At 74.7% G+C, this 5,613-nt stretch carries 6 protein-coding genes and 3 tRNA genes; 3 read left to right on the top strand and 6 right to left on the bottom strand.

The window, feature by feature from the left end; all coding sequences use genetic code 11:
- Positions 1 to 108: 108 nt before the first annotated feature.
- Entirely contained in the window at positions 109 to 927 is an 819-nt protein-coding gene (locus ACWEVO_RS28820; protein ID WP_452310626.1) for an isocitrate lyase/PEP mutase family protein, read from the bottom strand.
- Between the two features lie 69 nt (positions 928 to 996).
- Here ACWEVO_RS28820 and ACWEVO_RS28815 point away from each other — a divergent pair, with 69 nt between their 5' ends.
- On the top strand, positions 997 to 1,977 hold the full coding sequence (locus tag ACWEVO_RS28815) for a helix-turn-helix domain-containing protein (RefSeq protein WP_452310625.1): 981 nt from the start codon (positions 997 to 999) through the stop codon (positions 1,975 to 1,977).
- 52 nt (positions 1,978 to 2,029) lie between these two features.
- Here ACWEVO_RS28815 and ACWEVO_RS28810 read toward each other — a convergent pair.
- From ACWEVO_RS28810 to ACWEVO_RS28800, 3 genes are all read right to left on the bottom strand, one after another.
- Positions 2,030 to 2,104, bottom strand: a tRNA-Val gene (locus ACWEVO_RS28810).
- Between the two features lie 13 nt (positions 2,105 to 2,117).
- Positions 2,118 to 2,188 (bottom strand) — tRNA-Cys (locus ACWEVO_RS28805).
- Positions 2,189 to 2,222: 34 nt separating this feature from the next.
- Positions 2,223 to 2,295, bottom strand: a tRNA-Gly gene (locus ACWEVO_RS28800).
- Between the two features lie 231 nt (positions 2,296 to 2,526).
- On the opposite strand from ACWEVO_RS28800, the gene ACWEVO_RS28795 reads away from it, so the two are divergent.
- Complete coding sequence (locus ACWEVO_RS28795; RefSeq protein WP_452310624.1) at positions 2,527 to 3,129, top strand: TetR/AcrR family transcriptional regulator; 603 nt, start codon at positions 2,527 to 2,529, stop codon at positions 3,127 to 3,129.
- On the opposite strand, the gene ACWEVO_RS28790 is transcribed toward ACWEVO_RS28795, so the two are convergent.
- Entirely contained in the window at positions 3,050 to 4,273 is a 1,224-nt protein-coding gene (locus ACWEVO_RS28790; RefSeq protein ID WP_452310623.1) for an alkane 1-monooxygenase, read from the bottom strand. The two genes, ACWEVO_RS28795 and ACWEVO_RS28790, sit on opposite strands and share 80 nt — an antisense overlap.
- Before the next feature lie 86 nt (positions 4,274 to 4,359).
- Positions 4,360 to 5,142 (bottom strand): hypothetical protein, encoded by a 783-nt coding sequence (locus tag ACWEVO_RS28785; protein WP_452310622.1) that lies wholly within the window; start codon positions 5,140 to 5,142, stop codon positions 4,360 to 4,362.
- A gap of 182 nt (positions 5,143 to 5,324) precedes the next feature.
- Here ACWEVO_RS28785 and ACWEVO_RS28780 point away from each other — a divergent pair.
- Positions 5,325 to 5,613: class I SAM-dependent methyltransferase (locus tag ACWEVO_RS28780; RefSeq protein WP_452310621.1), on the top strand; the 289-nt coding region annotated here is incomplete at its 3' end.

Genomic DNA, 5,613 nt, shown 5'->3' with positions numbered 1-5,613 from the left:
GCGGGCCCCCGGCGGGGGGGGGGGGGGGGGGGCGGGGCCCCCGGTTGTTTACGGCCCCCCCCCCACCCGGGGGGGGGGCCGGCCGGCCCCCCCCGTCCGCGTACCCGGTCAGCGGCGCATCAGCTCGTTGAGCGTGCCGTAGTCGAGGGCGTCGGCCAGCGCGCCGTACGTGCCGGCGCTGAACGCCTCCTCCGCCGCCCGGCGGGCCACCGCGTACGCGGCCTCGGCGACCGAGGAGCCGAGGCTGACCCGGGCCACCCCGAGCTTCGCCAGTTCCGCCACGGCCGGGGCACCCGGTCCGGCCAGGATGTTCAGCGGGGCCGGGATCGCCGCCACCAGGGCGGCCACCGTCGCCGGCTCGACCGTTCCCGGCACGAACACCCCGTCGGCCCCGGCGGCCAGGTACGCCTCGGCGCGCGCCACCGTCTCCCGCACCCCGCCCACGCCCCGCAGGAACGTGTCGATGCGGGCGTTGACGTACAGCGGGATGCCCGTCCGGTCCGCGGCCGACCGGACGGCCGCCAGCCGGGCACACTGCTCGTCGACCGGGCGCAACGGCGTCTCCCCGCTGTGTCGGGCGTCCTCGATGTTCACCCCCACGGCGCCCGCCGCGAGCACCGCGGCGATCGTGGTGGCCACCTCGTCGGGAGTGTCCCCGTACCCGGACTCGATGTCGGCGGTGACCGGCAGCGGCACCGCGGTGGCGACGCGGCGGACGAGGTCGACGGCGGCCTCGCGGCCGAGCGCGTCTCCGTCGGGGGCGCCGAGGCTCCAGGCGACGCCGGCGCTGGTGGTGGCGACCGCGCGGGCGCCGGCGGCGGCGATGATCCGGGCGCTCGCCACGTCCCAGGCGTTGACCAGGACCAGCGGCTCGCCGGGCACGTGCAGGCTACGGAAGTGCAGGGCTCGGGTGTGGTGATCGTTCACCCGGCCAGTCTGGGTCGGCGCGGCCGGCGGCCGTATTGTTTCAGTCTCAGCTGAAACGAAGGGGGCGGCGTGGTCGCGATCGGCCTGTCGGCGGGTGCCGTGGCGCGGGTGCGCTTCGCGCTCTCCTGCCTCTGGGAGGTGGTCGCCGGGGTGCGGGTGCTGCGGGACCCGGGACGGCACGCGCTCCACCTGCCCTGGGTGAACCGGGTCCGGCCGCGGCTGACCGCGGCCGGGCTGCTCGACCCGGACCGCGGGCTGCTCCACGAGCTCGTGCCCCCCGCCCCGGGCTACGTGGTCGACTTCCTCACCCCGCCGCCCACCGGCCTGAATCCGGACCTGGGTCAGGAACTGGCCGCGCTGCGGGCCACCCCGGGCGGCACGGTCCGCGCCCACCTGGACCTCCGCCCCGGTCCCCGGACACCCGCGCTGGACGCCCTGTACGCCGACCCGGAGGCGGGGCTGCGCCGGCTCGCCGGGGAGATCGAGGCGTACTGGCGGCTGGCGCTGGCGCCGGACTGGCCGAGGATCCGAGCGGTGCTCGACGCGGAGGTGTTCCACCGGGCCCGGCGGCTGGCCGAGGGCGGCGCGGCCGGGCTCCTCAACGACCTGCACGAGCGGGTCCGCTGGGAGGGCGACGCGCTGCTGATCAACCAGCGGCACTGCGCGGCCCCGGACGTGCCGGACGGCGTCGGGCTGGTCCTGGTGCCGTCGGTCTTCGTCTGGCCGTCGGTGCTCAGCATCGCGGCCGGCGACGTGTCGCAGCTGGCGTACCCGGCCCGGGGGGTCGGCGCGTTGTGGGAGTGCCCGGCGGGCGTGCCGGACGCGCTGGGCGCGGTGCTCGGGCGGGGGCGGGCCCGGCTGCTCGCGGCGCTGGACGCGCCCCGCTCCACCACCGAACTGGCCCGCCGGACGGGCCTGTCCCCGGCCGGGGTGTCGCAGCACCTGACCACGCTGCGCGCGGCCGGCCTGGTGGTGACCCACCGGCAGGGCCGGTCGCTGTTGAGCAGCAGGACGCCGATCGCCGAGGCGCTGCTGACCGCCGCGACCTGACCGGCCGGGCATGACAAAGAGGCCGTGTCGATGATCGACACGGCCTCTGAGCTGGTGGGCGATACTGGGTTTGAACCAGTGACCTCTTCCGTGTCAAGGAAGCGCGCTCCCACTGCGCCAATCGCCCTCGTCTACTGCCGAGGTGGAGACGGGATTTGAACCCGTGTACACGGCTTTGCAGGCCGTTGCCTCGCCTCTCGGCCACTCCACCGAGGTTGCCCCCGACATGCGTGGCGGCATCTCCGAGCGGACGACGGGATTCGAACCCGCGACCCTCACCTTGGCAAGGTGATGCGCTACCAGCTGCGCTACGTCCGCACGCCCCCGGCGTTTCCCGGTGACGGATGAGAACTTTAGCCGAGCCCGGGAACGGTTGCCAAATCGGGGTCCCTCCCGGGCGCGTCCGGGTGACGCCGGGCCCGGGTTCGCTGAGCTTCCTAGGAGCCTGGGCGAGCACCCTGGCCCAACTGTCCGGGATCCGACTCCCGACGGCCCGACCGGCCGCCTTGGTGACTCCTCGTGGTCAATCGGATGGGCTACGGTAACGGCGTGACGAGACGCGCCGCCGAGATCCGCCTGGATGCCCTGCTTCGCACGGCCTGTGACGTGATCGCGGAGCGCGGCCTCGCCAACACCCGGACGGCGGACGTGGCGGAGGCCGCCGGGGTCAGCCAGGCCCTGGTGTTCTACCACTTCGCCACCAAGGACCGGATGCTCGCGCAGGCCTTCGCGTACGCCGTCGAGCAGGACCTGGCCAAGCTCGACGCGGTGGTGCACTCCTCCGCCCCGCCGCTGACCAAGCTGCGCCGGATGCTCCGGCTGTACGCCCCGACCGGCCGCTCCACCTCCTGGTCCATGTGGATCGACGGCTGGGCCGAGTCGCTGCGTACCCCCGAGCTGGAGAAGGTCTCCCGCCGGCTCGACCTGCGCTGGCGGCAGGACCTCGCCGCGGTGATCAGCGCCGGGGTGGCCGACGGGACCTTCGACTGCCCCGACCCGGGTGGCGCGGCGTGGCGGATCAGCGCGGTGATGGACGGCCTCGCGGTACAGCTCTCGGTGCACGAGCGGGTGATCACCCGGCGGCAGATCGCGGAGTGGATCCGCCTGGTGGCGACCCGGGAGCTCGGTCTGGAGCCGGCCGCCCTGGACTGACCGCCCGACCGCGCTCCCACAGCCGGTCCCGGGCCGGCGGGTGGACGTTGGCCAACTCGAGGTCGCCGCCGTAGTGCGCGAGCACCCGGTGGTCCATCACCCGCCGCCACAGCGGCGGCAGCAGCGCGGTCACCACCATGGTCGCGTAGCCGGCGGGCAGCTGCGGCGAGGCGTCGAAGCTGCGCAGCGTCTGGTAGCGGCGCAGCGGATTGGCATGGTGGTCGCTGTGCCGCTGGAGCTGGAAGAGGAAGACGTTGGTGACGGTCCGGTCGCTGTTCCAGCTGTGCCGGGCATCGACCTTCTCGTAGCGGCCCGCGGCGGTGCGCTGCCGCGCCAGGCCGTAGTGCTCCAGGTAGTTGACCACCTCGAGCAGGGAGAAGCCGGCCACCGCCTGGAGGGCGAGGAACACCAGCACACCCGGCCCGAAGGCGACCGCCAGGACCGCGTAGAGCAGCACGGTCATCGCCCACGCGTTGAGCACGTCGTTGCGCCAGCTCCACGGCGTACGCCCGCGCAGCCGGAACCGGCTCGTCTCCAGCCGCCAGGCGGAGCGGAGGCTGCCGAGGACCGTACGCGGCCAGAACGCCCAGAAACTCTCCCCCAGCCGGGAACTGGCCGGATCCTCCGGGGTGGCGACCCGGGTGTGGTGACCCCGGTTGTGCTCGACGTAGAAGTGCCCGTACCCGGTCGGCGCGAGAGCGATCTTGGAGAGCCAGCGCTCCGCCGTCTCCCGCTTGTGCCCCAGCTCGTGGGCGGTGTTGATGGCGATGCCGTCGACCACGCCGGCGGTGGCGACCAACCCGGCGGCGGCCACCCAGGACAGGCCGGGTCCGGCCCACACGGCGCAGCAGAGCACCAGGGCCGCGTACTGGGCGGGCAGCCAGAGGTAGGTGAGCCAGCGGTAGTAGCCGTCCGCCTGCAGCGCCGGCACCGCCTCCTCCGGCGGGTTCTCCCGGTTGTCGCCGATGAGCAGGTCCACCACGGGGATCAGTCCGAAGACCACCACCGGGGTGAGCCACCACGCCCAGGCGGCCCCGGTGCCGTGCCAGACGCTCCAGGCGACGAACGGCAGCACCGGGACGAGCAGGGCGAGCGGCCAGAGCGGTTTGCGGGTGTCGCGCCAGGGGGTCGGGTCGGTGCCCATCGTCAGCCTCCGATCGGTTGACTCGTGCCCCGACTGTGGCAGCCGTCACGCCGTTTTACAAGAGGCGATGTTTTGTAAAGCATCGCTCAGTCGTCGCGCAGCAGGCGCCGCATCCGCAGCAGCAGCCCGGCGCCGAGGAAGAGCAGCAGGCCACCGAGGAGGAAGGCGGCCTGGACCACCCCGAAGCCGCCCGAGGCGGAGACCGAACGGCCCGCCGCGGCGGGCGGCGGCTCGACCACCGCCTCGTCGCTCGGCGTGGCCTCCGCGGGCTCGTCGGTTGCCGGCTCCTCCGTGGCCGGGTCGGTCGGCTCGGCGGTGGTCGCAGTCGGCTCCGGCGCCGGCCCGGTCGGCCCGGCCCCGGCGTCCTCCCCCACCACCTGCCGGGTGGCGGTCTGCCGGGCCAGCAGGCGCAGGCTCTCGTCGTACGCCTCGGCGGCGAAGCTCACCCGCCCCCGGGTGACGTCCCCGGCGAAGGCCACCCGGTACCGGGCGGTGACCGTACGGCCCGGGCAGAGCAGGCCCGGGTCCAGTTCCCGGTCCGTCAGCCGCGCCGCGTCCCCCTCGGTCCGGATCTCCAGCGGGAAGGAGCCGCTCTCCTCCACCCGGTCCACCTTGACCTGGTCCAGCCGCAGGCCCCGCACCTCCAGCAGCATCGACCAGCGCACCTTGACGCAGCCGCCGCCGTCGGACCGGGACACCACCGCCGACAGGGTCTCCACCCGGTCGCCGGCGGTGAACTCGTCCGGCAGGCCGGTCAACTCGGTGGCGAACGGGGCCGCCGCCCGGGCCGGCCCGGCCGCGCCGAGGCCCGCCCCGGAGAGGCAGGTCAGGACTACCCCGACTCGCAGCACGTACCGCCACCCGCTCACCACCGCCGCGCCCTCCCGTCGCTCGCGTCCACCCGGAACGCTATGAGCGGCATCCGCGGGCCGGTAGACGGGCGTGTTCGCACGGACCGGCAACCGCGGGGGTCGTTATCACCCGGCGTGGTGAACCCGTCACGCCCGCCCCGCGACACGCCGGAGACGCGGCCGTACGACAGAATCACCGGGTGTCCGACCTCTCCGCGGCCTTCGTCCGGCTGCACGCCCGGCTCGCCCCGGTCGCCTTCGTCCCCGAGGTGCGGCTGCACCAGGCCGACGAGCCGATCGGCCTGTGGGAACTGACCGAGGGCGAGTTCCGCAGCGCCCAGCCGCCGCCGTTCTGGGCCTTCGCCTGGGCCGGCGGGCAGGCGCTCGCCCGCTACGTCACCGACCACCCCGACCTGGTCGCGGGCCGCCGGGTGCTCGACCTCGCCTCCGGCTCCGGCCTGGTCGCCATCGCGGCCGCCCGGGCCGGCG

This window comes from Micromonospora sp. NPDC003776 (genome assembly GCF_053605645.1).
Note: the sequence above shows the minus strand (reverse complement) of the source record. Positions and strands in the feature narration are given on the sequence as shown.